This is a genomic window from Tateyamaria sp. syn59 (assembly GCF_007995245.1).
In the GTDB taxonomy this organism is placed as follows: Bacteria; Pseudomonadota; Alphaproteobacteria; order Rhodobacterales; family Rhodobacteraceae; genus Tateyamaria.
Genome location: NZ_VCBA01000010.1, coordinates 75,022 through 101,010 on the forward strand (window position 1 = coordinate 75,022; position 25,989 = coordinate 101,010).

Sequence of the window (25,989 nt, forward strand, 5' to 3'; positions counted from 1 at the left end):
TTACTCGCTCGTCCAAAGCACACGAGGTGCATATCGCGGGCGAGTGAAGACAAAGTTCTCGATCTCGCGATCTTTCAGCCCGGTTTCGAACGGCGCGTCATACTTGGCAAATGTCTCGACAACCATCACGCGTTCGTTGTGCGGCATCACCGGCAACAGGTGCTTGAGTTCCTTGACCTCGTTGTTCGACAGGCCCGGCTTCCAGCCACGTGATTGCGACCAATCGCGTTTGTAGACGTTGTTGTTCGCGTCGTACTTTACGCTGGTTACACGGATAGCAACGTCACTGGTGGCGTTGTTTGTCAGGTAGGCAAAGATCTCGTGCGTGCCGTTCATGTAGCTGCTGTCGAGCGGCGTTGTCTCGCGAGAGATGATGTCGCCCAGGGTGTAGGCCGCCTTCTGGTTGATCGCATGCTGGCGATAGGAGTCGAAGATCGCAAACATCGACAGGTAGGCCCAGAAGAGGAGCGGGATAAGGATCACAGTTTCGATGGCGATACTGCCCTGATCCTCGTCGCGGAAGGCCCGCAGTTTGGTGATCATGCGTTTCATCAGCTTGGCTCCTGCACAAATCCGGACATCGCGGTCATTTTGACCCGGCCTGCGCCGTCCTTGGAGAACGAGGCGCCCAGACCAGTCATCGGAAAGACCGGCTGGAAGGAATAGCACGCGCGCAGCATCATCAGCTGGTGCTCACTGCCGTGCACAAAGGTGGTCGATGGCGTCACGGGCAGCGATACGTCGGCGCAATCCACCGTGTTCGGAAAGCCGGAGAACGACCGCGCCGAAACAGGCATCATTTCCAGTTTGAGCGCGTTGTCGCAGTCTTCAAGGAAGCCCGAGAACTCACAGACCATCTGCTTGATGTCGCTGTGCGAGTAGTTGGCCGATGTGTTCAGGCGGACGTTGCGCACCGCCATGTCGAGGCCGCGGTCAAGAAAGCCCTGGCGCACCTGGTAAATGCCAAGCTCGACAGACGTCATGAAGAGGGTGAACATCAGCGGGATGGCGAGGGCGAATTCCACCACCATGTGGCCGTCTTCGTCACGCCGGAACCGGCGCAGAAGCGTTTTGGGATTGAAGGTCATTGGGTCAGCCTCAGTTGGTTGATTTGCTTGGCAATTGCCTCAAAGGCTTCGGTAATCTCGACGCCTTCCACCCGGAAGAAGTGACTGGGCGACGATGCGCAGTCTTCCATGACGCCCGCCGAATAGTCGGTGACTTCGAAGCCGACGGACCACACCACGATGCCTTTGGCCTTGGCCGCGTCGCAGATGTCTTCAAGCATGTCGTCGGCCTGACTGGAGGTATACTTGGTGTAGCGCCAGTTGCTCCAGCTGTTGCGCACGTAGTTGTTCAGATACCAGTGCAGCGGATACCGGTTCCAGTGCGCGTACTCCGATGGGCTGTTGTAGTACCACGGTTGAATGCGCGTCGTGTCCACGTTCTGGCCGTCTGTCATCAGAACAACGGTCTTCAGCGTTTCAACGTCGGTGTATGAGGCCGGGCGGTTTGCAAAGGCGTCATCGACGACGTCGGTGCCCGGCAGCGCAAGATCTTGCGTGATCGGCCGGAAGGATGGGTCGAGCAGTGCCACGCCCCACTTCATGCCGAGGTGGATCGACGTATTTGCCCGCGCACGGTAGTTGTTAATTGTGTTCTTGAGCGTGGTCGCGTTCTGGCTGAACGGCACAATCTCTTCGAAACTCTGCTTTGGGCAGCCGGGATTGCTAACCGGATTTGAATAGTTCCAGCCTTCGTCGAAGTGCTGCATGTGCTCGTATTCGTTTTCGAGGTCGAGCCCGGCTTCGGAAAAGTCTGCAATCTCGAAATCAATACAATACGAGTAATTGTGCAGCTGGTTCGTCTCCATCCGCGAGAAGATGTCGTAACCTGCGTTCACCTGCGCGGTGTAGGGGATGAGCGAGACCGAAATGAGGTCGTCGTTCTCGTCCCGGATCACCGTGTCGACAAAGGTTGTCGCGGCAGTCTGCAGGTTGGCCATCTTGTTGTTCCGACCCATGGAGCCGGAGATGTCCAGAACCATCGAAATCTCGACATTAGACACCCGCTCTTCCGCTTGCGCCTTGGCTGGCACAGGCAGGGAGTCCACGCCCATCAGGCGCATGAACTGGGTTGCTGTCGTGACATTCGCGGTTGCCGTCACTGTTCGGAAGTTCAAGCCTTCGTCCACGGTGACTGAACTGAGGTAATTGCTCATACCGGACTTGTCGAAGTAGTCGCGCACGACCGCCTCCGGTTCCAGCGGCTGGTCGAGGTCGGCGGCGGCCAGCACGGCACGGTCCACCGTGGCCTGCATGCGCGTCCGCTCCATCTCGTTGCGCATCAGATCGACACCGATACCACCTACCAAAATCATCATCATAAACATTGCGACGGCGAAGATGGTCATTGCCCCTGACTCTTCCCGCGCAAATCCGGCGACGCTGCTTTTCAGCCCCGCCTTCGTTGTCAATTTCCGTGTCCACTTCATTGGCTTCGAGCACCTTATCGTTTTGGTCATACCGGGCCAGCACGGCCCTTTCGTCCAATGATTGGTGTGGTCTCGGAATGTGGCTGAATTCGGGCAGAAACAGGAAAGCTGTGAGGAGATTTTGACCGCATTGTCGTCAATCCGGCAGCGTATGCCCGACTGTTTACAATTCGATTAGAAAAGGAAGCAATCGCGGTCGCAATGCGGCACCGCACAAAAAAGTCGCACCTGTTAATGGAACCGTCATAGGCTGGGATCACAGACTCGTCTCAAGTGAGTCGTGCCGGAAAGAGGAGAGCCCGGATGAGCCCCAAAAACGAACCCAGTTTCCGTGAAAGTGTGGACATCATGTTCAACCGGGCGGTGGCCCTGATGGATCTGCCGCCGGGCCTCGAGGAAAAGATACGGGTCTGCAACGCGACTTACACCGTGCGTTTCGGCGTGCGCCTGCGCGGGCAAATCCAGACGTTCACCGGCTACCGGTCGGTTCACTCCGAACATATGGAACCGGTCAAGGGTGGCATCCGCTTTGCCTTGGGTGTCAACCAGGACGAAGTGGAGGCCCTTGCGGCCCTGATGACCTACAAATGCGCGCTGGTCGAAGCGCCCTTTGGCGGATCAAAAGGTGGGCTGCATGTGGACCCCCGCGAATATGACGACCACGAGATGGAACTGATCACGCGCCGCTTTGCCTATGAGCTGATCAAGCGCGATATGATCAACCCGGCACAAAACGTGCCTGCGCCCGACATGGGCACGGGCGAACGCGAAATGGCGTGGATTGCGGACCAGTACAAACGCATGAACACGACCGACATCAATGGCGTCGCTTGCGTGACGGGCAAACCGACGAACGCTGGCGGCATTCAGGGCCGGACGGAAGCGACAGGGCGCGGCGTGCAATACGCCCTGCGGGAATTCTTTCGCGACACCGAAGGCGTGAAAAAGGCCGGCATGTCCGGCACGCTGGATGGCAAGACCGTGGTCGTGCAGGGCCTTGGCAACGTGGGATACCACGCCGCCAAGTTCCTGGCTGAAGAGGACGGCTGCAAGATTGTCGGAATTATCGAGCGTGATGGCGCGTTGGTCGATGATCGTGGCCTCGATGTCGACGCGATACGCAACTGGATTGCGGGCCATGGCGGCGTCGCAGGCTATGCAGACGGCACATATGTCGAGGACGGTGCATCCGTTCTGGAAAAGGAGTGTGACATCCTCGTCCCGGCCGCTTTGGAAGGTGTGATCAATCTTTCGAACGCGGAAAAGGTCAAGGCGCCGCTGATCATCGAGGCTGCGAACGGCCCGGTCACCGCCGGTGCAGACAGCGTTCTGCGGGAAAAGGGAACGGTCATCATACCGGACATGTATGCCAATGCCGGCGGTGTGACCGTGTCCTACTTCGAGTGGGTCAAGAACCTCAGCCACATCCGATTTGGTCGCATGCAACGCCGTCAGGAAGAAGCGCGACACCAATTGGTCGTCGATGAGCTTGAACGCCTCAGCCGTCATCTGGGCGATGCCTGGACGATCACGCCGGATTTCAAGGACAAGTATCTGCGCGGCGCGGACGAGTTGGAGCTGGTCCGTTCGGGCCTCGATGACACGATGCGTGCGGCTTATCAGTCGATGGCCTCTGTGTGGCATGCGCGCGATGATGTCGATGACCTGCGTACGGCAGCTTATCTGGTGGCGATTGGGAAGGTCGCGGACAGTTACCGCGCCAAAGGGCTCTGACAAGCGCTGGGGCGACCCGGAAAACGGCAGCACCCGGACCCACCGGGTGTTACGCACCAAAGCGGGGAATCCTCAGCGCTGGATATTCGGTGGCTTGACCCAATGTCCGCCATACGCGCGGCATAATCAGTCGCTGACAGACCAGCCCGTGTCGAAAAGCGCCGCAGTTGGCGCAGCGCCTCTTGCTACACCCGATCAGATGATGATGGTGGTGCCATGTGATCAGGCGGAGGGGTAGATGCGCTTTTCAGGGCTGAAGGTTCTGACCGAAGGGCTGACCGGGAACCAGGGTTGGGGGCCTCACTGGCGCAATCCCGAGCCCAAGCCCGAATATGATATCGTCCTCATCGGCGGTGGCGGACATGGCCTTGCCACTGCGCATTATCTCGCCAAAGTGCATGGTCTGACCAACGTCGCGGTGCTGGAGAAGGGTTATCTTGGTGGCGGCAATGTGGGGCGTAACACCACCATCGTTCGCGCAAACTACATGCTGCCCGGAAACTCGGAATTCTATTCGCATTCGCTGAAGCTGTGGGAGGGTCTGGAAGAGGACCTGAACTATAACGTCATGCACTCCCAGCGCGGGATCATCAACCTGGTGCATTCGGACGGACAGCGCGACGCCTTTGTGCGCCGGGCCAACTCCATGTGCGGGCAGGGTGATGACGGCGCGATGCTTGACCGGGCAGGCGTGGAAAAACTGCTGCCCTTCCTCGACTTCGAACAGACCCGCTTCCCGATCTATGGCGGGCTTTACCACAAGCGCGGCGGCACCGCCCGTCACGATGCGGTGGCCTGGGGGTTTGCCCGCTCCGCCAGCGACCGCGGCGTGGACCTGATCCAGCAATGTGAGGTCACAGGTATCGATGTCGAAAACGGTGTCGTCAAAGGCGTGCAAACCACGAAGGGACCGATCCGCGCCAAGAAGGTTGGTATGGTTGCTGCGGGCCGCTCGTCACAAGTGGCAGCGATGGCCGGGATGAGCCTACCCATCGAAAGCCATGTGCTGCAAGCCTTTGTCACCGAAGGGCTGAAGCCCTGCATCGATCACGTCATTACCTACGGCATGGGCCACTTCTATATCAGCCAGTCCGACAAGGGCGGGCTGGTCTTTGGCGGCGATTTGGACATGTACGCCAGCTATGCCTCACGTGGGAATCTGCCGTTGGTCGAACATGTGGCTGAGGCGGCGATGACGCTGATGCCCGCGATTGGCAAGGCCAAAATGCTGCGCAGTTGGGGCGGTGTGATGGACATGTCTCCCGACGGCTCCTTCATCATCGACAAGACGGATATCGAGGGGCTCTTCGTCAATTGCGGCTGGTGCTATGGCGGTTTCAAGGCAACACCGGCCTCGGGCCACACGTTCGCTCACTTGCTCGCTACTGGCAACTCGCATCCCACCACCGTGCGTCACCGTCTGGACCGTTTCCGCACCGGGCGCGGGATCATGGATGAAGAGGCCACCGGGTCTCAGCACAATCTGCACTAGGGATGGTTGAGATGACGGGAGCCTCCGGCGGGGATTTTTTTGAAACAGGGAAGGGGTGGACCTTGCACTCCTTTGGTGAAGCCTGATGCGGTTGCGATGTCCGATCTGCGGTGCGCGCGACCGGCGCGAGTTCTACTATCAGGGATCTGCCGTGATGCTTGACCGCCCAGGACCTGATGCGGGCGAAGTTGCGTGGGACGACTACCTGCACTTGCGCGAAAACCCGGCAGGCGACTTGGAGGAGTTGTGGAGCCATGACGCGGGCTGTGGCGCGTGGTTGAAAGTGACGCGCAACGTGTCCACGCACGAGATCAAGAGCGTGGAGTTGGCGCGGGAGGTCAAGCGATGAGGGTCGAGGGCAAAGGGCTGATCGACCGCACCCAGCGGCTGTCCTTCCGCTTCGACGGGACCATCTATCGCGGCTTTGCGGGCGACACGCTGGCCTCGGCCCTGCTGGCCAACGACGTCCGGCACGTGGCGCGGTCCTTCAAATACCACCGCCCGCGCGGCATCCTGACCGCGGGGTCCGAAGAGCCAAATGCGCTTGTCACAATCGGAGAGGATGGGGCCACAGACCCGAACGTGCGCGCGACGGTGCAGGAACTTTATGAGGGTCTTGAGGCGCGCAGCCAGAATGCCTGGCCGTCGCTGGGTTTTGATCTGCTGGTTATCAACGACCTCGCCGCACCGTTTCTGGGAGCTGGGTTCTACTACAAGACGTTCATGTGGCCGCGCGCCTTCTGGGAAAAGGTCTATGAGCCGTTTATCCGCCGTGCTGCGGGCCTGGGCGCGCTGAGTGGTGAGAAGGACGCTGACCACTATGAAAAGGCATATGCGTTCTGCGACGTGCTGGTGATCGGGGCCGGACCGTCAGGACTGATGGCCGCGTGGACGGCGGGGCAGGCAGGCGCCCAGGTGATCCTCGTGGATGAAGACAGCCTTATGGGTGGTCGCCTCAACGCGGAAACACTGACCGTCGACGGCACGCCCGGTGCGGACTGGGCGGATGACATGGTGTCGAAACTCGCGGCCATGGACAACGTCCGCCTGATGCCGCGCGTGACCGTGACGGGCGCGCATGACGGCGGCACATTCGGCGCGCTCGAACGGGTTGCGCATCACGCGGGGGCTGTGCCGAAGGGCGGAGTGAAGGAAACCTTTTGGCGCATTGTCGCCAAACGCTCGATCCTGGCTGCCGGGGCCATCGAACGGCACATCGCGTTCCGGAACAACGACCGCCCGGGCATCATGGCGGCAGGGGCCGTGCGCACCTATCTGAACCGTTTCGGCGTGAGCCCCGGCAAAGCGGTGACGATCTTTGCCAACAACGACGACGCGCACCGTACGGCGATGGACCTGCAGGACGCAGGTGTGCATATCGCCGCAGTCATCGATAGCCGCAAGGACGCCCAAGCCCTGGGCGACTACCGCCTGATGCAAAGCGCGGTCGTGGCTGGCGCGGATGGGCGCAGGGGGCTGGAGGCCATCCGGGTCCAGACCGCATCCGGCAGCGAAAAGATTGCGACTGACTGCCTCGCTGTGTCAGGCGGCTGGAACCCGACAGTGCACATGACCTGCCATATGAACGGGCGTCCCACCTGGGACGAAGGCATCGCGAGTTTCGTGCCAACCCCGGGTGCTATTCCGGGGATGGAGACAGCGGGGGCCTGCAACGGCGCCTTCTCGACTGCTGCTTGCTTGGCCGCAGGGGTTGCTGCAGCCAAGACGACCCTCGAAGTCCTCGGCCTGGCCGCACCTGACATCGACATCCCCCAAGCCGATGATAGCCCCTACGCCATAGAACCGCTCTGGGCCGTGCCGGGCAATGGGCGCGCCTGGCTCGACTTCCAGAACGATGTGAGCGTGAAGGACGTCAAACAGGCCGCACAGGAAAACTTTGCCTCCGTCGAGCATATGAAGCGCTACACGACCCAAGGCATGGCGACCGATCAAGGCAAGAACTCTAACGTCGCTGCGCTCGCGCTGCTGGCGGATGCGACCGGGCGCGGCATCCCGGAAACCGGCACAACCACCTTCCGTCCGCCGTATACGCCCGTCGCTCTCGCGGCCCTTGGGGCAGGGGCGCAAGGCAAAGGATTTGCCCCTGAACGCAAAACCACCAGCCATGCAGCCAGCGTGGCCGCAGGCGCGCCGATGATTGAGGCAGGTCTGTGGTATCGCCCCTCTTACTTCCCGCTGCGGGACGAAAAGACCTGGCGCCAGTCCTGCGACCGCGAGGTGGGGTGGGTCCGCAGCGCGGTGGGCATCTGCGATGTCTCGACCCTGGGTAAAATCGACATTCAGGGCCCGGATGCGGCCAAACTGCTCGATTTCGTCTACACCAACACGTTCTCGACTCTGAAAGAGAACCGGGTGCGCTACGGCCTGATGCTGCGCGAAGACGGGTTGGTCATGGATGACGGCACGACCGCGCGGCTCGGCGAAAACCATTATGTTATGACCACGACCACTGCTGCGGCAGGTCAGGTCATGCGGCACCTCGAATTCGTTACTCAAGCGCTACACCCCGAATGGGACGTGCGGATCATGTCCGTCACCGAACAATGGGCGCAGTTTGCGGTTGCCGGGCCGCAGTCGCGGGAGTTGCTGAACGGTCTGTTCGATGACACCATCGACGACAGCAAATGGCCCTTCATGTCCTGCGGTCTGGTCACGGTCCAAGGGGTCAAGGGGAGGCTCTTCCGCATCTCATTCTCCGGCGAACATGCGTATGAACTGGCCGTCCCGTCCCGCTACGGTGACAGCTTGTTCCGACTGCTCGTCGCACGGGCCGAAGCGCTGGGCGGCGGTGCCTACGGTATGGAGGCTCTGAACGTGCTGCGCATCGAAAAGGGGTTCATCACGCATGCCGAAATCGACGGTCGGGTCACCGCGCAGGACATTGGCATGGAGCGGATGCTGTCCAAGAAGAAAGACTTCATCGGGGCCACCATGGCGCAACGTCCGGGTCTAACCGAAACGGGCCGCGCGCAATTGGTCGGCCTAAAACCGGCCGGCCCGGTCAAGCAACTCACCGCGGGCGCGCACATCTATGCGGACGGGCAAGAGCCCGTGGCAGAGCGCGACCAGGGCTATGTCACGTCCGTGGGCTTCTCACCCACGCTTGGCCACTTCATCGGCCTCGGCTTTGTCACTGACGGGCTGTCGCGTCACGGCGATGTGTTGAACATGGTGGACCATGTGCGTGGCATCCAAACGCGGGTTGAGCTGTGCGATCCGGTGTTCTTTGATCCAAAGGGGGAGCGCACACGTGGCTGACCTGATCGCAAAGACCCCGCTTGATGGCATTGCCCCCGTCACCATCGGCACCTGCACGGTGGCTGAGGTCGGCCTCGGCACCCTGACCTCTATCGCGCCCTATGCCGGGGCAAAGATCGCGGACACATTCAAGACCGCCCACGGCATCGCGTGGCCTGCGCCCAATCGGGCTACGGGCAAAGAGGGCGCACGGGCCATCTGGTTCGGGCGCGATATGGTTCTTCTTGCCGGGCCGGAGCCGGACAAGGCGCTGGCCAAACATGCAGCCCTCACGGACCAATCGGATGCCTGGACGGCGGTCACTCTGTTCGGCCCGGAGGCTGAGGCCGTGCTGGCGCGCCTAATCCCGCTCGACCTGTCGGCAGGTACATTCAAACGCGGCCACACTGCGCGCACGCAGATCCAGCATATGAGCGGGTCGGTCACACGCATCGGGGCCGACATGTTCCTGCTGATGGTGTTCCGCTCCATGGCGGGCACGCTGCTTCACGATCTGGAAAGGGCAATGGCAAGCGTCGCGGCGCGGAGGTAAAATATCGTAAATCGATTCCAATCTGTCGGAGCCTGCCCATGATCCGTTTTGCAATCACCGCCGCACTTGCCTTCGTCGCGGCACCCGCCTTTGCACAGGAAACCAAGGAAGAAAGCTGCGCCCTGCAAGCGCAGGTCGTTGCTGCCGTTCAGCAGGCCCGCCTTGATCGTGTGAAAGAGCGTGAAGTGCAGGACCATATCCTGGCTCAAGGCCCAACATGGCCCGAAAAGTACAACAACGCGATCCCGCTGATTGCCCCTTGGGTCTATGAACAGCCGCGCCGCATTGTCCGCAACGAAAGCCTGTCGGACGCGTGGAGCGAACTTTGCCTGCAGCAGTGACTCGACTCGTAGGCCCACACGCCCAATATTAGGGGCATGAGCCTGCCCCCCGGATTTCTGGATGAACTGCGCACCCGCCTGTCGCTGACACAGGTTGTCGGGCGCAAGGTTATGTGGGATGCGCGCAAGTCGAACCAGGGCAAGGGCGACATGTGGGCGCCATGCCCCTTCCACCACGAAAAGACGGCCAGCTTTCACGTCGATGATCGCAAGGGCTACTATTATTGTTTCGGCTGCCACGCCAAAGGCGACGCGATCAGCTTCGTGCGCGAGACCGAGAATGTTGGCTTTATGGAGGCCGTCGAAATCCTCGCCGGTGAGGCCGGGATGCCCATGCCCGCGCGCGACCCGCGTGCACAGGAAAAGGCCGACAAGCGAACGCAACTGGCCGACGTCATGGAAATGGCCGTCCAGCACTTCCGCTTGCAATTAAAAACCGGCGCTGCGGGTCCTGCCCGAGATTATCTGGAACGCCGTGGGCTGGACCCGGTAGCACAGCAACGCTGGGAAATCGGCTTTGCTCCGGATGCGTGGCAGGGGTTGTGGGACGTGCTCAAGGGCAAGGGGGTCGAGGATGAGTTGATCCTTGGCGCGGGCCTCGCCAAACCCAGCCAGAAGGGCGGCAAGCCCTACGACACGTTCCGCGGGCGCATCATGTTCCCGATCCGCGACGCGCGCGGTCGCTGCATCGCCTTTGGCGGACGGGCGATGGACCCGAATGACAACGCCAAATACCTGAACTCGCCCGAGACCGAACTCTTCGACAAGGGGCGCAGCCTCTACAACCACGGCCCGGCCCGCACGGCGGCGGGCAAGGGCCAGCCCCTGATTGTGGCCGAAGGGTACATGGACGTCATCGCGCTGGCCGAATACGGCTTTGGCGCCTCCGTTGCCCCCCTCGGCACAGCGGTCACGGAAAACCAGCTCGCCATGCTCTGGCGCATCGCGGATGAGCCGATCATCGCGCTTGATGGGGACAAGGCGGGCCTGCGCGCCGCCATGCGCCTGATCGACCTCGCCCTGCCCATGCTCGAAGCAGGCAAATCCCTGCGCTTTGCGCTCATGCCCGACGGTCAGGACCCCGACGATCTGCTCAAGGCCCAAGGGGCGGGCGCGCTGCAAAAGCTGCTCGATGACGCGATGCCCATGGTCAAACTGCTTTGGCAGCGCGAGACCGAGGGCAAGAACTTCGACAGCCCCGAACGCAAGGCCGCACTCGACAAGGCGCTGCGCGACAAGATCACGCTGATCAAGGATCCGTCGATTCGCCAGCACTACGGCCAGGCGATCAAGGACATGCGCTGGGACCTTTTTCGCCCTCAACGTGGCGGCGGGCAGGGGCCGAAACGCAACTGGCAAAAGGGCCGCGGCTGGCAGCCCCCCCCGGTGCCGATGGCCAGCACCAAAAGTTCCGCATTGGCCGCTGGCGATGCGCAGGTCACCGACCACTTGCGCGAAACGGTCATCCTCGCGGCGCTGATCTGCACGCCCGAAGTGGCCGAAGACTTCGAAAACGGGCTCGAAAGCCTCGCCTGTAACGATCCGGACCATGCCGTATTGCGCGACCTGATTCTGCGCCACGCGCATGCCGGTTCAGAGGTGTTGCGCGAAAACATTTTCGCCGCACTTGGCCCGGAAGCCCTTGATAACCTGCTGACTTCACGCCATGTGGCAATTGTCCCGTGTATCCGCACCCCGGGCGACGCTGACATGGCCCGTATGACCGTGGCCGAAGAGCTCGCAAAACTCAGCGCGGCAAAGGGACTGAATGCCGAGATCGCGGATGCGGTGCAGGACCTGGAAGGTGTAGCAGATGAAGGCGTGACATGGCGCCTTGCCCAAGCGGCTCAAGCCGCAACCCAGGCCAGCCGCAGCGGGAAAGAAGATGATGCCGAATACGAAACGGGCGACAACGGCGCCCGAATCAGTCGGAGCGAACGGGACGCTTTTGCGGCCCTGATGGACCAGATCAGCTTCTCCAAACGCCGCAACTGATGCGATTTGGTCTCAAAACATAAAGAAAATGCGCTTAGACGGGTGGCCGAATCACTCAAAGCGCTAAATGTTTCTAGCAGCGATTCGCGGGGACGAATCGCCAAGGAGCCCCGGTAAAGGAGCCCGTTATGGCCGCGAAAGACACGAACGAAGACGCCAAGACCGAAGATCAGGACAGCGCCCACTCGCTCGACATGAGCCAGGCCGCGGTCAAAAAGATGATCTCGGAAGCCCGCGAAAAGGGCTACATCACGTACGATCAGCTCAACACCGTGCTACCGCCGGACCAGGTGAGTTCCGAACAGATCGAAGACGTGATGTCGATGCTGTCCGAAATGGGCATCAACATCATCGAAGATGAAGAGGCCGAGGACGAAGAGCAAAAAGGCTCGACTGAGGTCACGACGACCGAAGGCACCCGCGACCTGACGCTGGGCGCCACCGGTCAGGAAAAACTCGACCGCACCGACGACCCCGTGCGTATGTACCTGCGCGAGATGGGCAGCGTCGAACTGCTCAGCCGCGAGGGCGAGATCGCCATCGCCAAGCGGATCGAAGCCGGTCGCAACACCATGATCGCGGGTCTCTGCGAAAGCCCGCTGACCTTCCAGGCGATCACCATCTGGCGCGACGAACTTCTGAGTGAAGAGATCCTGTTGCGCGACGTCATCGACCTCGAAGCGACCTTCGGCAACCAGATGGGCGAAGACGGCGAAGAGGTGAACGAACCCGTCGTCGACACAAACGCCAGCGCCGAGAAGAAGGCCGACACAGGCCCGGAGCTCGACGCCGACGGCAATCCCATCGCCAAGGATGACGACGACGACGAGGACGAACAGGCCAACATGTCGCTCGCCGCGATGGAGGCCGCGCTGAAGCCGCAAGTGCTCGAAGCGCTCGAGGTGATCGCCCACGACTACTCGCTTCTGTCCGAAATGCAGGACAGCCGGATTTCGGCGACGCTGAACGAAGACGGCTCGTTCTCGGACGAAAACGAAGCGACCTACCAAAAACTGCGGGCCGAGATCGTGCTGCTGGTCAACGAGCTGCACCTGCACAACAACCGGATCGAGGCGCTGATCGACCAGCTTTACGGCATCAACCGCCGCATCATGCAGATCGACAGCTCCATCGTGAAACTGGCCGACCAGGCGCGGATCAACCGGCGCGAGTTCGTCGATGCCTACCGCGGGCGCGAACTGGACCCGAACTGGCTGGAAGAGATGGGCGGCAAGTCAGGTCGCGGCTGGCAGATGTTCATCGAACGCTCCGCCGACAAGGTCGAAGAGCTGCGCGCAGACATGGCGCAAGTCGGCCAATATGTCGGTCTCGACATCTCGGAATTCCGCCGCATCGTCCAGCAGGTGCAGAAGGGCGAGAAAGAAGCCCGTCAGGCCAAGAAAGAGATGGTCGAAGCCAACCTGCGCCTCGTGATCTCGATCGCCAAGAAATACACCAACCGTGGCCTGCAATTCCTGGACCTGATCCAGGAGGGCAACATCGGCCTGATGAAAGCGGTCGACAAGTTCGAGTACCGCCGCGGCTACAAGTTTTCGACCTACGCCACGTGGTGGATTCGCCAAGCGATCACCCGGTCCATCGCAGACCAGGCGCGCACCATTCGTATTCCCGTGCACATGATCGAAACGATCAACAAACTGGTCCGTACGGGCCGGCAGATGCTGCACGAGATCGGCCGCGAACCCACGCCCGAGGAACTGGCCGAAAAGCTGCAAATGCCGCTCGAAAAGGTCCGGAAGGTGATGAAAATCGCCAAGGAACCGATCAGCCTCGAGACTCCCATCGGCGACGAGGAAGACAGCCAGCTTGGTGACTTCATCGAGGACAAGAACGCCGTGCTGCCGCTCGACAGCGCCATTCAGGAAAACCTCAAAGAAACCACAACACGGGTTCTCGCCTCGCTCACCCCACGAGAGGAACGTGTTCTGCGCATGCGCTTCGGCATCGGCATGAACACCGACCACACACTCGAAGAGGTCGGCCAGCAGTTCAGCGTGACCCGCGAACGTATCCGCCAGATTGAGGCGAAAGCGCTGCGCAAGCTCAAGCACCCCAGCCGCAGCCGCAAACTGCGCAGCTTCCTCGACCAGTGAGGGGGCTGCTCGCCGCTCTGACGCTGGCGCTGACCCCTGGGGCGGCGGCAGCGTTTTGCGGCGATATGTATCCGGTCCTGCAATGTCAGATCGGAACCAAATCGGTGAAAGTGTGTGTCGGCCAAGGGCAAGCAACCTACGCCTTTGGCCCGCGCGGCGCAGAACCGGAACTGTCTCTCACGCGGTCCTTGGCAGATGTCCAGGCAACCCCATGGCCCGGCATCGGTCGCTCGATCTGGGAAGACATCACCTTTGAAAACAAGGGCACACGGTACAGAGTCTGGGTTGCCGTCGACCGCATGGCAGGAGAATTGCCCGGCAGGGGTGGCGTCGTGGTTTCGCAAGGTGACGAGACGCTGGCCAATCTCGAATGCCAGGACGGGTCCGTGGATTTGTCGATCTTCGCCATAGCAGATGCCATGCTTGAGGCGGGCTTTTGCGCGGATTACGACAGTCAGCTCTATTCAAAAGCCGCATGCGCTGACTGAGCACAACCCCAAGACAGACCCGGCAAATAACCCGCGCCTCATTTCACCCCGGATCTTGTCATGCAAACTATCTTCGAAATCGCAACACACGGTCAGGGCCTCTACGAATTCACCCGCGACGTGACACGATGGTGCGAGGGCGACGGCCTGCTGACGCTCTTTGTCCAACACACCTCCTGCTCTCTCCTGATCCAGGAAAACGCGGATCCCGAGGTGCAAACGGACCTGCAGAACTTCTTCTCCCGCCTCGTGCCGCCCACGACCGACCCGTCTATGTCCTACCTCACACACACCTACGAGGGCCCGGACGACATGCCCGCGCACATCAAGGCAGCGATGATGCCGGTCAGCCTGCAAATCCCGGTCTACGGCGGGCGGCCCCAGCTTGGCACCTGGCAGGGCATCTACCTTTTTGAACACCGCACGGCGCCGCATCATCGCCGCGTTATTGGGCATCTCTGCGTCTAATTCCGCGTGTGCCGACGCGCATGTGACCGCGCGTGACCTCTTTGGTTCGCCTCGCGGTTTCAAATCCACGCTCGGTGCCTAAATGATTGGGAAAGGAGACAACGATGTTCAAACCTCTTTCGCTCGCCATCCTGATCACACTCCCCACGCTTAGCCACGCCGAGGCGTTCGTGCAGCGCGAGCGCTATACGATCCCGGTCAACCAGATCAACGCGACCAGTTTCGAGGTGATCGAGGCCGATGGCGCAGGCGGAACGCAAATGTGGTGTGCTGCAGGCCTTTATGCACGCAACGTGCTGGGGCAACGCGGCGGTGATCTGACCATCGAAACCGGCCGAGGCGATGCGTTGACAGCACCTGGGCGCAAGGGCGTCGTGTTTACCACAGCACCGCTTGAGGGTGCTTTTTCTTCGTTCAGTCAAGGCGTGCGCCGCTCGGGCAAGGTGTTTTCCATGACCCACGCCTTTGCTCTGTGCCAGACTTTGCCATTCCTGCGAGTGCGTACGGCCGACAATCAACTGGTCCGCCGGTAAAACGCTTATCTAGCGGTCGCATTTCCCCTCTACCCAAAACCTTGACAACCGCCTATAGTTTCGTGGAACGGGGGAAAACCCCCACTACAGGCGGGACAAATACGAAGGGGATGGGCGATGCGCTGTCCGTTTTGCGGGAATATCGACACTCAAGTCAAAGACAGCCGACCGGCAGAGGATCACGTTTCGATCCGCCGCCGCCGCTTTTGTCCGGCCTGTGGCGGGCGGTTTACCACCTATGAGCGGGTGCAGCTGCGCGACCTCGTGGTGATCAAGTCAAATGGCAAGCGCGAAGACTTCGACCGCGACAAGCTTGAACGTTCCATCCGCATCTCGATGCAGAAACGCCCCATCGACCCCGAGCGGATCGACCAGATGATCTCTGGCATCGTCCGGCGGCTCGAAAGCATGGGCGAGACCGATATCCAGTCCAAGCAGATTGGCGAGATCGTGATGGAAGCGCTGAACCGCATCGACACGGTCGCCTACGTCCGTTTCGCGAGCGTGTACAAGAATTTCCAGGCCGCTGACGACTTTGACAAGTTTGTCGCCGAATTGCGGCCCGAGGGCACTGGCGAAGAGTGACCGCCGCGGACGACACCCGCTTTATGTCTTTGGCCCTTGCGCTGGGACGGCGCGGGCAGGGGCGGACAGCCCCCAATCCGTCCGTGGGTTGCGTCATCGTTCAGGGCACTCGGATCGTGGGGCGGGGCTGGACCCAGCCGGGCGGCCGGCCGCATGCTGAAACGGAAGCAATTGCGCAAGCGGGCGCCAAAGCGGCAGGCGCCACCGCCTATGTCACCCTGGAACCTTGCGCCCACCACGGCAAAACCCCGCCCTGCGCCGACGCGCTCGTGGCCGCAGGCATCGCGCGCGTCGTCATCGCCATGCGGGACAGCGACACGCGAGTGGATGGCCGGGGGATTGCGATCCTTGAAGCGGCGGGCATCGACGTGACCACCGGCATCTGCGAAGCGGAGGCTGAGGCCGATCACATCGGCTTCACGCTGCGCACCGAACAGGGCCGCCCCTTCGTCACCCTCAAACTCGCCAGCAGCTTTGATGGGCGCATCGCCACAGGCTCAGGTCAAAGCCAATGGATCACCGGCCCCATGGCGCGCCGCCATGTGCATGCCATGCGCGCGCGGCACGACGCGGTGATGGTGGGCGGCGGCACCGCGCGGTACGACGACCCGTCGCTGACCGTCCGTGATATGGGCGACATCCAGCAACCGGCCCGTGTGGTGGTCTCGCGCCGGATCGACGTGCCGCTCATGTCCAAACTCGCCACGACGGCGCGCGAGGTGCCGGTCATCCTCTGCCACGGGCGCGACGCCGACCCGATGCTGCAACGCACGTGGCGCGACATGGGGGCAACGCTCCTGCCGTGTGCCACCCAAGGCACGCAACTTGATGCGCAGGACATCCTGCAAAAACTGGGCGACCACGGCCTCACCCGCGTCTTCTCCGAAGGGGGCAGCGCGCTCGCCGCCTCCCTGATCGAAGCAGACCTGGTAGATGAGCTTGTCGGCTTTACCGCAGGGCTGGCAATCGGGGCGGAAGGGTTGCCTAACATCGGTGCGCTTGGCCTCGGCTCACTGGACGCCGCGCAACGCTATCGTCTTAAATCCGTCGTGCGCATCGGCGACGACATCTGCCACATCTGGAAACGGCGTTAACGCCATAGATGCGCCTGGCTGGCAAGCAAGCCTTGCAGCTTCGACAGCATCCGATTGGCAAGTCCGAGCCGGGGCAGTGGGCCGTTCCGCAACCGCTCGACCACCACCTCCACAGCGCACGCCGCCCCAGTTACAGGATCGAAGTAACGCGGGTAGTCAATCAAGGTGGCATGGACCAACCCGGCCAGCGGCACATCCTCGCGCCGCCGGGGCGGGACTGGTCCGCGATCTTCAGTGAGGCCCCAGCCCGCGTAGAACGGCGCACCGGTTGTCACAACCCGCACACCACGCAACAGCGCCTCGAACCCGGTGAGCGAGGTCATAGTCCACAGTTCCTCCACCTGATCCAGCAGCGCGGCAATGTCGGCCCGGCTGGCTACAACATCCGCAATGTCAGCGTCATCAAAAGCTCCCTCACGCAGGCCCGCCTCCACATCCGGGTGCGGCTTGTAGATCAGCACCGCGTCAGGCCGCGCCGCCCGCGCTGCTTCCAACAGCGCACGGTTGGTTCGGATTTCCCCCGCACCCAGCCGGATCGAGGCATCATCCTCAACCTGCCCCACAACCAGCACCCGCTGGCCTTCGGGCAAGTTGGGCACATCGCCCGATAGGTTGTACTTGCTCAACCCCGCCGCCGTCAGCGACCGCACCAGTGCGTCAGCGCGTTCCACCTGATCGGGCCGCAATACCCGGCGCTCACGGATCAGATGCTCCAACCGGCTGGGCCGCGAGGGATCATAGTAAATGCCTAGATCATCTGTCACCAGCGACAGGGCCGGGATCAACTCGGCCCCAAGGCCCCGCGACCGCAGAAACCCGTCCTCAACCCGCACGGCATCGTCATGCATCACATCCGCCTTGCCCGCCCAAACCATCCAGGGTCGTTCCATCGCACGTGCCCGACCTGGATCCTCCTCAAAGCGCATCGGCACGTACCGCCCAAACACTCTTTGCAAAGGCCGCCGCTTCCACAGCCGCATCCCGCTTGCTACCCAGCCGCGATGATCTGCCCGCCACGCGTGGGTCTCTGCGGCCAGCGCCTCCATCGCTGTCGGCAGATCACACAGGCAATCGCGATGCGGATCGTACCAGGTCGGGTACAGGATCATCGCCCCTGCAAAAAGCTGCGTGCGGGTCAGCGTGCGCTGGCGCCGCTGTACCGGAAACTCATCCGCCGTCAGACCCCACCCAGCATAGAAGGGTTGGCCAAAGACGCGGGGCTTATGCCCTGCCATGATCGCCTCAAAGCCCACCCCCGAAGACACGGTATAGACCGCAATCGCCCCCTCCATCAGCGCCCACGGGCTGACAGCATCGGCAAAGAGTCTCACCCGGTCATTGCAGTCCTCATCGGTGAAGTACCCGTCACGAAATCCCTGAACCGTCTCCGGGTGCGCTTTTATGATGATCCGGGCGCGCGGATGCTCTTCCTGCGCGACAAAGAGCATTTCCAGAAACCTGTTCCGGTCCGCCCCGCAGGCGGTGACGGACGCATCGCCGCGCGTCTGATCAATGACCAGGACATATCCCGGCTCAGGCACAGCCGCGTCAGGATCAAACCCGGTATACTTGCTCAGATGCGCCTCCTGCATTCGGGCCATGGCACCCCGCGCGACGTTCAGAACAGCGGTGTCGTCCAGCGGCTCTTCCGCCAGGATCCGTTCCAGATCGGATGGGCTTGAGGGATCAAAATGCACGCCCGCATGATCAATGAGCAGGCCGATGGGTTGGCTGCCGGCGCGGCCCGGCAGGACGGAGCGCAAGAACGCATCCTCCACCCGCACAACGCTGGCATCCCGGCGCTCTGCCATAGCTTCGCCCCGATAGGCGGTGGGCGAGTTACCCCACACGCCTACCATCCCGTTCGGGCCGGGCAGACCCACGGCGATGTCATAGCCTGCCAGCTCGACGATCCGTCGCACGCGGCCCCGCGCCAGGAAGCCACCATTATAAACGTAAAGCCGCCGGGCCCCATCGGGTCCGGCGGCCATGTCCTGTCCGCTGTGCACGGTCGTTACTCGCCCGATAGACCCGTCGCCAGGTTGTTCACGCCTGTGATCGGGGTCGTGATCGAGGTGATGATCTTGGCAAATTGCGTGTACGGCGCCTCGGTCACGTAAAGCGTGTCGCCGTCGCGAATGACAAAGTCACGCGCTTGGAACATGCCGTTGGGCTGGGTCAGGTCCAGCACATAGACCATGCGCTGCGCCCCGATCAGATCGTCACGGCCCAGCACCACATTGGCCACTTCCGCAGGCTCGTTGCGCAGCACGAAAATACCCGTGGGGTCCGACGTATTGGTCTGCAACCCACCCACCTGAGCCAGCGCCTCCAGCGCGCTCAGCGTCGCTGTCTCGAAGGGTACACGGGCCTGCCCGCCGGTCGCCCCCAGCGCGGTAAAGGCGCGGGTGTCGGCCTCAATCAGTACCCGGTCTCCGCCACGCAGTGCGATGTCGAGATGCGGGTTTTCATACAGATCCTGGAAGAAGATGCGGCTGCGCATCCCCCCGCGCAACACGGTCACGCGCGCAATTTCGGGTTCGATGGTGACGCCACCGGCCTGGGCCAGCATCGTGGACAAGGTACGCGTGGGCCGCTCGATGGGGTAAACGCCTTGCGCCCCGATGGCACCGATCAGCGACACGGTCGACCCGTCACCTGCAACGCGACGCACCTGCACCTGCGGGTCCGGCGTCTGGTCTTCCAGTTTGGTGGTGATGATGCGTCGGATCGCTTCGGGGCTGTTGCCAGCGGCACGAATGCGGCCCGCGTAAGGCACAAATATAAAGCCCGCGCCATCCACCTGTACCTCTTCGAGAATGGTGGAGTTCTGCGCCTCACCGGCGAGCAGGCCATCATCCACGTTCTCCCAGATCGTCAGGCCCAGCACGTCGCCGGGACGGATTGTGTCCGATCCCAGCAGACCTGCATTGCGGAACTCTTCGGAAAAGCCCAAGGCCGGGGTCACTGCGGTGGCTTCGGTCACGCGATCGCTGACCGACACGATGAATGCATCCCCTTCACGTTGTACAGAGCCGGAGAAGATCTGGCGCTTGTTCGGACCAATCTGCGGCAGACCGCAGGATGCAAGAATCCCCAAAAGGGCCAAAGACGCGACCATACGCGTCCAGCGGAATGACTGGAAAATCACTGCTCGGTCTCCTCGACCTGTTCTTGTCTGCCTCTGGCCGCAGCTTGATCTGCGCCCGTATTCTTTTTGGTATCGCGACGATTTTCCGCCGGTGATTTGGTGTCAACCTACCGGAGTCCGGTGATAAAATCTAGCCATAGAGGTAGTGGTGGTCAGTTCACCAACCGCAACTGTTGCCGTGGCGCCGCGGTGCCAGAGGCCAGCGCATCATAGGGATCGTCGGGTGACAACATCATGTCGACAACCTGCCGCAGCAGCTGCCTGCGGCCCTGCGCCGAATAGAAGCCGCCGGGGATCTGGCTGGTTTCCAGCAGGTAGCGCCGGTAATCCTTGTAGGCGCGATTGTCCGGGCGGGAGGCACCGGCAAAGAAATCCGGCAATGGCTGATCGCTTACAAACTCCGGTTTTGAAAAAACGGCCTTGCCAAAGACTTTCAGGGGGATGCCGCGCCACAACACCTGTTGGGCGGCGGTCGAATTCACGGTCACCGCACTGCGCGCATCATTCAGAAGCTGTGCGAGCTTTCCGCCACGAACATAGTGGACCCGGCCCTGCAGGCCCAGTTTGCGGGCAAGATCTCGTATCGTTTTGCGGATGGGCGACCGGCCGTCCTCAAGCGGATGCGCCTTGATCACCAAATGGTGATGTGCCGGTGCGCCTTCAGCAAAGCCCCGGATGACGAGGTCCAGAAAGTCGGGCATCGTGTCAAAGGGCGAGTGTTCTTGGAAGCTGCTATCATGTTCCAGCTGCAAAAGCGCCAGGTGATAGGGAAAGCCGCCATAGCGGATGCGCAGCGTCGCCTGCATCCGGTCGAGTGTCTGGAACGGCATCAGCAGCAACCGTTTCAGGTATAGCTGAAATTCGCGACCGACGGTCAGCGCGCGGTGCGGCTGAAAATTGCGGTATTGTCCGTTCCGGAACAACACGAACCAGTGATAGAGCGCGCCGTAAAATACATGTTGGCGCATGTCGCCCCAATGGCCGGGCGGCAACGGAGCCTCCATATCCGACAGGGCAAGGGCCGCCTGCATGTCGGCGACCGACATCTCCATCAAGCGCGAATTCCCGTTGGATCCGCCACGCTCGTAAGTGACCCAGTAGGGACGCATATACCCTTCTTCGAACACGTGTACGGTGATGCCACGGCGCTTTGCTTCGGCGACCGCTTGGGCGTGGATCGGGCGCACATCGCCGTACAGCACAATGTCGGTCACGTTTTTGGCCTCGGCCAGGCGGGCAAAGGTATCGGGCCAATCTGCAGCCGCGCCGCGATAGGGAACATAGCTGCGCGGATGAAACCAGAAGGCCCGGTCGCCTGCATTGAACCCTACACGCCAGACTGTCGCCCCCGCACGGCGCAGCATGGCGCCAAGGCGGTTGAAAAACGGTCCATGGGGTCCTTGCAGAAACAGAAAGACCCGCGAGGTTGGGGCATGCAGCGTCATCTGATCCCTGATATGCGGCAAACTCTTACTCTCAGATGAACATCTGACTGGGGCGGTTTTATGGCGTATTGGGAGGATTTTCGCAATGCGCTAGGTGCTTGCCCTCGTGCTCATGCGCCGCTACGTCACAAAGGCGTACGGCAAGGAGCACCAGTATGTTCACAGGGATCATCACTGATATCGGCACCATTGCAGACCTCACGCAAGAGGGCGATCTGCGCGTGCGGATCCAGACCGGCTATGACACCGCCGGTATCGACATGGGTGCGTCCATCGCCTCGGACGGCGTGTGCCTGACCGTCGTGGATCTGGGGGCCGACTGGTATGACGTGCAGGTCAGCGCCGAAACCGTATCCAAGACCAACCTTGGGGCATGGGTCGTTGGCAAGCGCCTGAACCTCGAACGCGCTTTGCGCGTGGGCGACGAGTTGGGCGGCCACATCGTGTCGGGCCACGTCGACGGCGTGGCCGAGGTCGTGTCGGTCGTGGACGAGGGCGACAGCACCCGCGTGCAATTGCGCGCGCCGGATGATCTGGCGCGGTTCATTGCGCCCAAAGGGTCAGTGGCGCTGAACGGCACGTCCCTCACAGTGAACGAGGTGGAGGGGGCCGTCTTCGGCGTCAACTTCATCCCGCACACCAAAGAGGTGACAACCTGGGGCGACGTGGCCGTTGGCGACGCTGTGAACCTGGAGATCGACACGCTCGCCCGCTATGTCGCACGGCTCGCTGAGGTGGCGTGATCCTGCGGACAGGCCTATCGGCCTGACGCCATTTTCGGCGCCTTTGGTACGCGTGCTCGCATCATGCGATATATGGTGTGTTTGGCGGATCGGCCCTCCGGGGGCGGTTTATCTGGCGAAATGAAGCTGCACGGGATCTGTGCGTCGGGGCACTGGCATTGGGGGGCGTGATCCTCTATGTCGCGGGCAATGTTGCCACAGGTGCCCCATGAGCTTTGAGACCCCCGGTCCAGTCGAGACCGATCTTGCCGCCGCCATTTCGCCCATCGAGGAGATCATCGAAGAGGCGAAGTACGGCCGGATGTTCATTCTGGTAGATCACGAGGATCGCGAGAATGAGGGCGATCTGGTTATCCCCGCCAACTTTGCCGATGCGGCAGCCGTGAACTTCATGGCGACCCATGGGCGCGGTTTGATTTGTGTGACATTGCCTGCCGAGCGGATTGACGACCTGGGCCTGCCGATGATGGCGATGCACAATTCTTCGCGTCATGAGACGGCCTTTACCGTGTCGGTCGAGGCGCGCGAGGGGGTGAGCACCGGGATTTCTGCAGGTGATCGGGCGCTGACCATTTCGACGCTGGTGAACCCGCAAGCGACCGCGGCTGATCTGGCGACACCGGGGCATGTCTTTCCGTTGCGCGCGCGCAAGGGCGGGGTGCTGGTGCGGGCAGGGCATACTGAGGCGGGCTGCGATGTTGCACGTCTGGCCGGGCACTACCCGTCGAGTGTCATCTGCGAGATCATGAACGAGGACGGGTCCATGGCCCGCCTGCCCGACCTCGTGGACTATGCTGCCACGCATAAGCTCAAGATCGGCACCATCTCTGACCTCATCGCCTATCGCCGCCGCCACGACAATCTCGTGGTGGAAACCGACCGCCGCATGGTCACCTCGCAGCATGGCGGGGAATGGGACATGCGCATCTTCACCGACCAGACCTATGGGATCGAGCACGTGACGCTGTCCAAGGGTGACCTGAGCACCGACGAGCCGGTCCTGGTCCGCACCCATGCGCTGGCGGAAGTCACCGACATCCTGGGCCTCTCGGACAAACCCGTGGGCGAGCTGCCCCGCGCCATGGAGCTGATCGCCGCCGAAGGGCGCGGCGTGGTCTGCCTGTTCCGTGAGCCGCGCAAATCGCTCTTCACCGACGAGGAACCCGGCCCCCGCATCGTCAAGAACACCGGCCTCGGCGCTCAGATGTTGTCGAATATGGGCCTCTCCCGCCTCATCCTGCTGACCGACAGCCCGCGCACGACCTATATCGGCATCGACGCCTACGGGCTCGAAATCGTCGGCACCCGCCCCATCCTTGGAGAGAAATGATGGCTTCGATAGACCACCACGTGCTGGGCCGCCCCAGCTTTGATGAGCCAACCAAACTGCTGATCGTCGTCTCGCCCTACTACAAACAGATCGCCGTCAACCTCGTGGCCGGGGCTAAGGCCGAAATCGAAGCCGCGGGCGCCACCTGGGACCTCGTCGAAATGCCCGGCGCGCTCGAAATCCCCACGGCTATCGGCATCGCCGAACGCATGTCGAACTTCGACGGCTACGTGGCCCTCGGCTGCGTGATCCGGGGCGAGACGACCCACTACGAAACGGTCTGCAACGACTCGTCTCGCGCCATTCAGCTTTTGGGCCTCCAGGGCCTCTGCATCGGCAATGGCATTCTGACGGTCGAGAACACGGATCAAGCCGAGGTCCGCGCCGACCCCGCCAAGCAGAATAAAGGCGGCGGGGCGGCAGCCGCGGCCTTGCACCTGATCGCGCTCAGCCGTAAGTGGGGCCGCTCCACCAAAGGGGTCGGGTTTAAACCGGCCACCGAATACCAGCTGGCTTCCAAGACAGGATCCACAACCGCATGACCCTTTCGGGCAACCAGAAACGCAAGATGCGCTCCGCCGCGCGGCTCTATGCCGTGCAGGCCCTGTTCCAGATGGAGCAGACGGCACAGACCGTCGACCAGATCAAGGTCGAGTTCATGGACCACCGCTTTGGCGCGTCCTACGAGGGCGACGAGATGGCGGAGGGTGACCCCGATCACTTCGCGCGGGTCATGGATGACGCGGTGAACTACCAGGCGCCGATCGACCAGATGACGGACCGTGCGCTTGTGGCGAAATGGCCGATCGCACGGATTGATCCCACCTTGCGGGCACTGTTCCGGGCGGCAGGGGCCGAGTTTCGGGACACGGGCACGCCGCCCAAGGTGGTGATCGTGGAATACGTGGACGTGGCGCGGGCGTTCTTTCCGGAAGGGAAAGAACCCAAATTCGTGAACGCTGTGCTCGATCACATGGCGCGGGAAGCGCGGCCAGAGGCGTTCTGAGACCCGCACGCTCTTCACTCAAGTATGACAGCTATTTCGAACCCGTCTGATTGTTGTTCAAAGCGCTGACAGGAGCGGAATCAAGCCGAAGGCGCCGGTCCAACATGGGGCCCGTCCCGGCGGGCTGGTGTTTCGGACACTATAGCGAACCGAAATTCTGTGAGATGTACTTGGCTGCCCTAAAGTGCTGCCGAACTTCGGGGGTTACACCAGCCCACGGGCTTGTGTTGGGCCGACCTATGTCTGGTATGCGGACGAAGCTGCCGTTCGTTCAAGGTCTGTTTTCAGTCAAACGCCAACAAGGGGTCGAAAGGAAATACTTGGCAATATATTAACTGGTGAAATTAGCCGGGCCAGCCAACCAGTATGGTCGGTATCCAGTTTTGTTTTCGCCGCTGAATGCGTTCTGCTTTACTCTCGTTGTCATAGACACGAGGTCGTGCTTCTTGGATAAACCGCGCCCGCTCGTCCAGTGTATCAATATTCAGCACGCTCAACACACCTTCGTCGTCACGCAGGGTCATGGCTACATAAACGCCGCAGCGGTTGCATAGTACCTGTTTCGAAGTACGCAGGCCAAACTCATACTCGTGTACAGCGCCCCAATCCAATGCAGTTATCTCAAGCCTAGCTGAAGGATCGGAAAAGGCTCTTGCATTGTGTTTACGGCAGAAAGTGCACTGACAAGCACCCAGAATTTGGTCTTCTGGTCTGCGCGAAGTTTCAAGTTCAACGCGGATCGCACCACAGTGACAGCCTCCAGGAAATTTCAAGGTGTTCCCTTTCCAGCATTCAGCCCAAGGCTACCAACCGCACCATCGGCCATTCGCTGCACTGCGTCAAATGTCGGGGGGGCTCACTCCCAACATTAGACAACCCCACCCCACTGCCCTACCTTCCCCCCATGCAGCCAGAGCAACCAAACCCCCTCATCCGCCTTTTCCTCAACGGCACCGCCGTGGGCTTCGCCCTCTCGGCCCTCTTCGTCACCGGCATCTGGCTCCTCGACATCGCGGGCATCCACACGCGGGCTGCAAATAGCGATGACGCCTTCCTCATCCTCTTCATCCTGTGGTTCTTTCACGGCCTCCTGTTCGGCGCTGTTCAGATCAGCTATCAGGTCTGGCAAATCGGTCGCGACGGCCACTAGACGAGGGATAGCAGA

The 25,989-nt window shown here is 61.5% G+C and carries 25 protein-coding genes; 18 read left to right on the forward strand and 7 right to left on the reverse strand.

Annotation, left to right across the window (positions count from 1 at the left end):
- From FD715_RS17455 to FD715_RS17465, 3 genes are read right to left on the reverse strand one after another with little or no spacing between them, the layout of a single operon-like run.
- A complete protein-coding gene (locus FD715_RS17455) occupies positions 1–552 on the reverse strand; it encodes a TadE/TadG family type IV pilus assembly protein (protein ID WP_147112799.1) in 552 nt (183 codons plus the stop codon).
- Positions 552–1,088, reverse strand: a complete 537-nt coding sequence (locus FD715_RS17460) for a TadE/TadG family type IV pilus assembly protein (RefSeq protein WP_147112802.1) — start codon at positions 1,086–1,088, stop codon at positions 552–554. The genes FD715_RS17455 and FD715_RS17460 overlap by 1 nt, the downstream gene beginning before the upstream one ends.
- Positions 1,085–2,413 carry a pilus assembly protein TadG-related protein gene (locus FD715_RS17465; protein WP_255450668.1) on the reverse strand — a complete coding sequence of 443 codons (1,329 nt, stop codon included), beginning with the start codon at positions 2,411–2,413 and terminating at the stop codon, positions 1,085–1,087. The genes FD715_RS17460 and FD715_RS17465 overlap by 4 nt, the downstream gene beginning before the upstream one ends.
- A gap of 384 nt (positions 2,414–2,797) precedes the next feature.
- Between FD715_RS17465 and FD715_RS17470 the strand changes: the two genes are divergently transcribed.
- From FD715_RS17470 to ribD, 13 genes are all read left to right on the forward strand, one after another.
- Entirely contained in the window at positions 2,798–4,228 is a 1,431-nt protein-coding gene (locus tag FD715_RS17470; protein ID WP_147112807.1) for a Glu/Leu/Phe/Val dehydrogenase, read from the forward strand.
- A 238-nt stretch (positions 4,229–4,466) separates the two neighbouring features.
- The gene (locus FD715_RS17475; RefSeq protein ID WP_147112810.1) at positions 4,467–5,720 is read left to right on the forward strand and encodes a sarcosine oxidase subunit beta family protein; all 1,254 of its coding nucleotides are present in this window, start codon (positions 4,467–4,469) and stop codon (positions 5,718–5,720) included.
- 85 nt (positions 5,721–5,805) lie between these two features.
- Positions 5,806–6,069 carry a sarcosine oxidase subunit delta gene (locus FD715_RS17480; RefSeq protein ID WP_147112813.1) on the forward strand — a complete coding sequence of 88 codons (264 nt, stop codon included), beginning with the start codon at positions 5,806–5,808 and terminating at the stop codon, positions 6,067–6,069.
- Positions 6,066–8,999, forward strand: a complete 2,934-nt coding sequence (locus tag FD715_RS17485) for a sarcosine oxidase subunit alpha family protein (protein ID WP_147112816.1) — start codon at positions 6,066–6,068, stop codon at positions 8,997–8,999. The genes FD715_RS17480 and FD715_RS17485 overlap by 4 nt, the downstream gene beginning before the upstream one ends.
- The gene (locus FD715_RS17490) at positions 8,992–9,531 is read left to right on the forward strand and encodes a sarcosine oxidase subunit gamma (protein ID WP_147112820.1); all 540 of its coding nucleotides are present in this window, start codon (positions 8,992–8,994) and stop codon (positions 9,529–9,531) included. The genes FD715_RS17485 and FD715_RS17490 overlap by 8 nt, the downstream gene beginning before the upstream one ends.
- Before the next feature lie 38 nt (positions 9,532–9,569).
- Entirely contained in the window at positions 9,570–9,872 is a 303-nt protein-coding gene (locus FD715_RS17495; protein WP_039688335.1) for a hypothetical protein, read from the forward strand.
- Positions 9,873–9,908: 36 nt separating this feature from the next.
- Positions 9,909–11,867 carry a DNA primase gene (gene dnaG, locus FD715_RS17500; protein WP_147112822.1) on the forward strand — a complete coding sequence of 653 codons (1,959 nt, stop codon included), beginning with the start codon at positions 9,909–9,911 and terminating at the stop codon, positions 11,865–11,867.
- Between the two features lie 128 nt (positions 11,868–11,995).
- On the forward strand, positions 11,996–13,981 hold the full coding sequence (gene rpoD, locus FD715_RS17505) for an RNA polymerase sigma factor RpoD (protein ID WP_147112825.1): 1,986 nt from the start codon (positions 11,996–11,998) through the stop codon (positions 13,979–13,981).
- A complete protein-coding gene (locus FD715_RS17510) occupies positions 13,978–14,469 on the forward strand; it encodes a hypothetical protein (protein WP_147112828.1) in 492 nt (163 codons plus the stop codon). The genes rpoD and FD715_RS17510 overlap by 4 nt, the downstream gene beginning before the upstream one ends.
- Positions 14,470–14,529: 60 nt before the next feature.
- Positions 14,530–14,937 (forward strand): secondary thiamine-phosphate synthase enzyme YjbQ, encoded by a 408-nt coding sequence (locus tag FD715_RS17515; protein ID WP_147112831.1) that lies wholly within the window; start codon positions 14,530–14,532, stop codon positions 14,935–14,937.
- A gap of 104 nt (positions 14,938–15,041) precedes the next feature.
- Positions 15,042–15,470 carry a hypothetical protein gene (locus tag FD715_RS17520; RefSeq protein ID WP_147112834.1) on the forward strand — a complete coding sequence of 143 codons (429 nt, stop codon included), beginning with the start codon at positions 15,042–15,044 and terminating at the stop codon, positions 15,468–15,470.
- A 117-nt stretch (positions 15,471–15,587) separates the two neighbouring features.
- Positions 15,588–16,055 (forward strand): transcriptional regulator NrdR, encoded by a 468-nt coding sequence (gene nrdR / locus FD715_RS17525; RefSeq protein ID WP_147112838.1) that lies wholly within the window; start codon positions 15,588–15,590, stop codon positions 16,053–16,055.
- A complete protein-coding gene (gene ribD, locus FD715_RS17530) occupies positions 16,052–17,149 on the forward strand; it encodes a bifunctional diaminohydroxyphosphoribosylaminopyrimidine deaminase/5-amino-6-(5-phosphoribosylamino)uracil reductase RibD (protein ID WP_370455416.1) in 1,098 nt (365 codons plus the stop codon). Before nrdR ends, ribD begins: the two co-directional genes overlap by 4 nt.
- Here the strand turns inward: ribD and FD715_RS17535 are convergent.
- The 3 genes from FD715_RS17535 to FD715_RS17545 all read right to left on the reverse strand — a co-directional run bounded on the left by FD715_RS17535 (position 17,146) and on the right by FD715_RS17545 (position 21,745).
- Complete coding sequence (locus FD715_RS17535; RefSeq protein ID WP_147112841.1) at positions 17,146–19,140, reverse strand: capsular polysaccharide biosynthesis protein; 1,995 nt, start codon at positions 19,138–19,140, stop codon at positions 17,146–17,148. The genes ribD and FD715_RS17535 overlap by 4 nt on opposite strands.
- Before the next feature lie 23 nt (positions 19,141–19,163).
- Positions 19,164–20,270 carry a polysaccharide biosynthesis/export family protein gene (locus FD715_RS17540; RefSeq protein ID WP_147112967.1) on the reverse strand — a complete coding sequence of 369 codons (1,107 nt, stop codon included), beginning with the start codon at positions 20,268–20,270 and terminating at the stop codon, positions 19,164–19,166.
- Positions 20,271–20,452: 182 nt separating this feature from the next.
- Positions 20,453–21,745, reverse strand: a complete 1,293-nt coding sequence (locus FD715_RS17545) for a capsule biosynthesis protein (RefSeq protein ID WP_147112845.1) — start codon at positions 21,743–21,745, stop codon at positions 20,453–20,455.
- A 155-nt stretch (positions 21,746–21,900) separates the two neighbouring features.
- Here FD715_RS17545 and FD715_RS17550 point away from each other — a divergent pair, with 155 nt between their 5' ends.
- The 4 genes from FD715_RS17550 to nusB all read left to right on the forward strand — a co-directional run bounded on the left by FD715_RS17550 (position 21,901) and on the right by nusB (position 24,824).
- Positions 21,901–22,488: a riboflavin synthase gene (locus FD715_RS17550; protein WP_147112848.1), complete on the forward strand. Its 588-nt coding sequence runs from the start codon at positions 21,901–21,903 to the stop codon at positions 22,486–22,488.
- 208 nt (positions 22,489–22,696) lie between these two features.
- On the forward strand, positions 22,697–23,818 hold the full coding sequence (gene ribB, locus FD715_RS17555; protein WP_147112851.1) for a 3,4-dihydroxy-2-butanone-4-phosphate synthase: 1,122 nt from the start codon (positions 22,697–22,699) through the stop codon (positions 23,816–23,818).
- Positions 23,815–24,360 (forward strand): 6,7-dimethyl-8-ribityllumazine synthase, encoded by a 546-nt coding sequence (locus FD715_RS17560; RefSeq protein WP_370455417.1) that lies wholly within the window; start codon positions 23,815–23,817, stop codon positions 24,358–24,360. Before ribB ends, FD715_RS17560 begins: the two co-directional genes overlap by 4 nt.
- Positions 24,357–24,824: a transcription antitermination factor NusB gene (gene nusB / locus FD715_RS17565; protein ID WP_039688312.1), complete on the forward strand. Its 468-nt coding sequence runs from the start codon at positions 24,357–24,359 to the stop codon at positions 24,822–24,824. The genes FD715_RS17560 and nusB overlap by 4 nt, the downstream gene beginning before the upstream one ends.
- A 344-nt stretch (positions 24,825–25,168) precedes the next feature.
- Here nusB and FD715_RS17570 read toward each other — a convergent pair whose 3' ends face one another.
- Positions 25,169–25,597, reverse strand: a complete 429-nt coding sequence (locus FD715_RS17570; protein WP_147112854.1) for a GFA family protein — start codon at positions 25,595–25,597, stop codon at positions 25,169–25,171.
- Positions 25,598–25,728: 131 nt separating this feature from the next.
- Between FD715_RS17570 and FD715_RS17575 the strand changes: the two genes are divergently transcribed.
- Positions 25,729–25,974, forward strand: coding sequence for a hypothetical protein (locus FD715_RS17575; protein ID WP_147112857.1), 246 nt, complete (start codon positions 25,729–25,731; stop codon positions 25,972–25,974).
- The last annotated feature ends 15 nt before the right edge of the window (positions 25,975–25,989 follow it).

Bases quoted from the DNA above. Each gene is read 5' to 3' on its own strand.
- FD715_RS17575 (WP_147112857.1), top strand. From the start codon at position 25,729: ATGCAGCCAGAGCAACCAAACCCCCTCATCCGCCTTTTCCTCAACGGC.
- FD715_RS17515 (WP_147112831.1), top strand. From the start codon at position 14,530: ATGCAAACTATCTTCGAAATCGCAACACACGGTCAGGGCCTCTACGAA.
- FD715_RS17475 (WP_147112810.1), top strand. From the start codon at position 4,467: ATGCGCTTTTCAGGGCTGAAGGTTCTGACCGAAGGGCTGACCGGGAAC.
- rpoD (WP_147112825.1), top strand. From the start codon at position 11,996: ATGGCCGCGAAAGACACGAACGAAGACGCCAAGACCGAAGATCAGGAC.
- FD715_RS17470 (WP_147112807.1), top strand. From the start codon at position 2,798: ATGAGCCCCAAAAACGAACCCAGTTTCCGTGAAAGTGTGGACATCATG.
- FD715_RS17560 (WP_370455417.1), top strand. From the start codon at position 23,815: ATGATGGCTTCGATAGACCACCACGTGCTGGGCCGCCCCAGCTTTGAT.
- FD715_RS17520 (WP_147112834.1), top strand. From the start codon at position 15,042: ATGTTCAAACCTCTTTCGCTCGCCATCCTGATCACACTCCCCACGCTT.
- FD715_RS17465 (WP_255450668.1), bottom strand. From the start codon at position 2,413: ATGACCATCTTCGCCGTCGCAATGTTTATGATGATGATTTTGGTAGGT.
- FD715_RS17495 (WP_039688335.1), top strand. From the start codon at position 9,570: ATGATCCGTTTTGCAATCACCGCCGCACTTGCCTTCGTCGCGGCACCC.
- FD715_RS17535 (WP_147112841.1), bottom strand. From the start codon at position 19,140: ATGGCCGCCGGACCCGATGGGGCCCGGCGGCTTTACGTTTATAATGGT.
- FD715_RS17550 (WP_147112848.1), top strand. From the start codon at position 21,901: ATGTTCACAGGGATCATCACTGATATCGGCACCATTGCAGACCTCACG.
- FD715_RS17485 (WP_147112816.1), top strand. From the start codon at position 6,066: ATGAGGGTCGAGGGCAAAGGGCTGATCGACCGCACCCAGCGGCTGTCC.
- FD715_RS17540 (WP_147112967.1), bottom strand. From the start codon at position 20,270: ATGGTCGCGTCTTTGGCCCTTTTGGGGATTCTTGCATCCTGCGGTCTG.
- nusB (WP_039688312.1), top strand. From the start codon at position 24,357: ATGACCCTTTCGGGCAACCAGAAACGCAAGATGCGCTCCGCCGCGCGG.
- nrdR (WP_147112838.1), top strand. From the start codon at position 15,588: ATGCGCTGTCCGTTTTGCGGGAATATCGACACTCAAGTCAAAGACAGC.
- FD715_RS17545 (WP_147112845.1), bottom strand. From the start codon at position 21,745: ATGACGCTGCATGCCCCAACCTCGCGGGTCTTTCTGTTTCTGCAAGGA.
- dnaG (WP_147112822.1), top strand. From the start codon at position 9,909: ATGAGCCTGCCCCCCGGATTTCTGGATGAACTGCGCACCCGCCTGTCG.
- FD715_RS17455 (WP_147112799.1), bottom strand. From the start codon at position 552: ATGAAACGCATGATCACCAAACTGCGGGCCTTCCGCGACGAGGATCAG.
- FD715_RS17480 (WP_147112813.1), top strand. From the start codon at position 5,806: ATGCGGTTGCGATGTCCGATCTGCGGTGCGCGCGACCGGCGCGAGTTC.
- ribB (WP_147112851.1), top strand. From the start codon at position 22,697: ATGAGCTTTGAGACCCCCGGTCCAGTCGAGACCGATCTTGCCGCCGCC.
- FD715_RS17460 (WP_147112802.1), bottom strand. From the start codon at position 1,088: ATGACCTTCAATCCCAAAACGCTTCTGCGCCGGTTCCGGCGTGACGAA.